Here is a 3,017-nt window from a genome sequence, read left to right as displayed (position 1 = left end):
TACATTGTTCCTTGAAAACTAGATAATAGATAGAAGGCAATTAATTTTTTTCAAAGCATCAGTAAGATCTTTTTAACGGTTAAGTTAGAAAGGGCGCACGGTGGATGCCTTGGCACTAGGAGCCGATGAAGGACGGGACTAACACCGATATGCTTCGGGGAGCTGTAAGTAAGCTTTGATCCGGAGATTTCCGAATGGGGAAACCCACTGTTCGTAATGGAACAGTATCTCTACCTGAATACATAGGGTATTGAAGGCAGACCCGGGGAACTGAAACATCTAAGTACCCGGAGGAAGAGAAAGCAATAGCGATTTCCTGAGTAGCGGCGAGCGAAACGGAATGTAGCCCAAACCAAGAGGCTTGCCTCTTGGGGTTGTAGGACACTCAATATGGAGTTACAAAGGAACGGGGTAAATGAAGTGACCTGGAAAGGTCCGTCAAAGAAGGTAAAAACCCTGTAGTTGAAACTTCGTTCCCTCCTGAGTGGATCCTGAGTACGGCGGGACACGAGAAATCCCGTCGGAAGCAGGGAGGACCATCTCCCAAGGCTAAATACTACCTAGTGACCGATAGTGAACCAGTACCGTGAGGGAAAGGTGAAAAGCACCCCGGAAGGGGAGTGAAATAGATCCTGAAACCGTGTGCCTACAAGTAGTCAAAGCCCGTTAATGGGTAATGGCGTGCCTTTTGTAGAATGAACCGGCGAGTTACGATTTCATGCGAGGTTAAGTTGATAAGACGGAGCCGCAGCGAAAGCGAGTCTGAATAGGGCGAATGAGTATGAGGTCGTAGACCCGAAACCAGGTGATCTACCCATGTCCAGGGTGAAGTTCAGGTAACACTGAATGGAGGCCCGAACCCACGCACGTTGAAAAGTGCGGGGATGAGGTGTGGGTAGCGGAGAAATTCCAATCGAACCTGGAGATAGCTGGTTCTCTCCGAAATAGCTTTAGGGCTAGCCTCAAGATGAGAGTATTGGAGGTAGAGCACTGATTGGACTAGGGGCCCCCAACGGGTTACCGAATTCAGTCAAACTCCGAATGCCAAATACTTATTCTTGGGAGTCAGACTGCGAGTGATAAGATCCGTAGTCGAAAGGGAAACAGCCCAGACCACCAGCTAAGGTCCCAAAGTATACGTTAAGTGGAAAAGGATGTGGAGTTGCTTAGACAACCAGGATGTTGGCTCAGAAGCAGCCACCATTTAAAGAGTGCGTAATAGCTCACTGGTCGAGTGACTCCGCGCCGAAAATGTACCGGGGCTAAACGTATCACCGAAGCTGTGGATTGACACCGTATGGTGTCGATGGTAGGAGAGCGTTCTAAGGGCGTTGAAGTCAGACCGTAAGGACTGGTGGAGCGCTTAGAAGTGAGAATGCCGGTATGAGTAGCGAAAGAAGGGTGAGAATCCCTTCCACCGAATGCCTAAGGTTTCCTGAGGAAGGCTCGTCCGCTCAGGGTTAGTCGGGACCTAAGCCGAGGCCGAAAGGCGTAGGCGATGGACAACAGGTTGATATTCCTGTACCACCTATACATCGTTTGAACGATGGGGGGACGCAGAAGGATAGGGTAAGCGCGCTGTTGGATATGCGCGTCCAAGCAGTTAGGCCGGAAACGAGGCAAATCCCGTTTCCATTAAGGCGGAGCTGTGATGGCGAGGGAAATATAGTACCGAAGTTCCTGATTCCACACTGCCAAGAAAAGCCTCTAGTGAGATGTAAGGTGCCCGTACCGCAAACCGACACAGGTAGGCGAGGAGAGAATCCTAAGGTGTGCGAGAGAACTCTCGTTAAGGAACTCGGCAAAATGACCCCGTAACTTCGGGAGAAGGGGTGCTTTTTAGGGTGAATAGCCCAGAAAAGCCGCAGTGAATAGGCCCAGGCGACTGTTTAGCAAAAACACAGGTCTCTGCGAAGCCGCAAGGCGAAGTATAGGGGCTGACACCTGCCCGGTGCTGGAAGGTTAAGGGGAGAGGTTAGCGCAAGCGAAGCTTTGAACCGAAGCCCCAGTAAACGGCGGCCGTAACTATAACGGTCCTAAGGTAGCGAAATTCCTTGTCGGGTAAGTTCCGACCCGCACGAAAGGTGTAACGATCTGGGCACTGTCTCAACGAGAGACTCGGTGAAATTATAGTACCTGTGAAGATGCAGGTTACCCGCGACAGGACGGAAAGACCCCGTGGAGCTTTACTGCAGCCTGATATTGAATTTTGTTACAGCTTGTACAGGATAGGTAGGAGCCTGAGAAGCCGGAGCGCTAGCTTCGGTGGAGGCGTTGGTGGGATACTACCCTGGCTGTATTGAAATTCTAACCCGCGCCCCTTATCGGGGTGGGAGACAGTGTCAGGTGGGCAGTTTGACTGGGGCGGTCGCCTCCTAAAGAGTAACGGAGGCGCCCAAAGGTTCCCTCAGAATGGTTGGAAATCATTCGCAGAGTGTAAAGGCACAAGGGAGCTTGACTGCGAGACCTACAAGTCGAGCAGGGACGAAAGTCGGGCTTAGTGATCCGGTGGTTCCGCATGGAAGGGCCATCGCTCAACGGATAAAAGCTACCCCGGGGATAACAGGCTTATCTCCCCCAAGAGTCCACATCGACGGGGAGGTTTGGCACCTCGATGTCGGCTCATCGCATCCTGGGGCTGTAGTCGGTCCCAAGGGTTGGGCTGTTCGCCCATTAAAGCGGTACGCGAGCTGGGTTCAGAACGTCGTGAGACAGTTCGGTCCCTATCCGTCGCGGGCGCAGGAAATTTGAGAGGAGCTGTCCTTAGTACGAGAGGACCGGGATGGACGCACCGCTGGTGTACCAGTTGTCTTGCCAAAGGCATAGCTGGGTAGCTACGTGCGGAAGGGATAAGTGCTGAAAGCATCTAAGCATGAAGCCCCCCTCAAGATGAGATTTCCCATGGCGCAAGCTAGTAAGATCCCTGAAAGATGATCAGGTTGATAGGTCAGAGGTGGAAGCGTGGCGACATGTGGAGCTGACTGATACTAATAGATCGAGGACTTAACCAACGCTTT

1 rRNA gene is annotated in these 3,017 nt (G+C 51.8%); it reads left to right on the top strand.

The window, feature by feature from the left end:
- The first annotated feature begins 77 nt into the window (after nt 1-77).
- Nucleotides 78-3,011: ribosomal RNA gene (locus tag ACQKL6_RS20675) — 23S ribosomal RNA — on the top strand.
- The last annotated feature ends 6 nt before the right edge of the window (nt 3,012-3,017 follow it).

This window comes from Peribacillus sp. NPDC097197 (assembly GCF_050278025.1).
Taxonomy (GTDB): Bacteria; Bacillota; Bacilli; order Bacillales; family DSM-1321; genus Peribacillus.
This window is presented reverse-complemented; position numbering and strand designations above follow the sequence as displayed.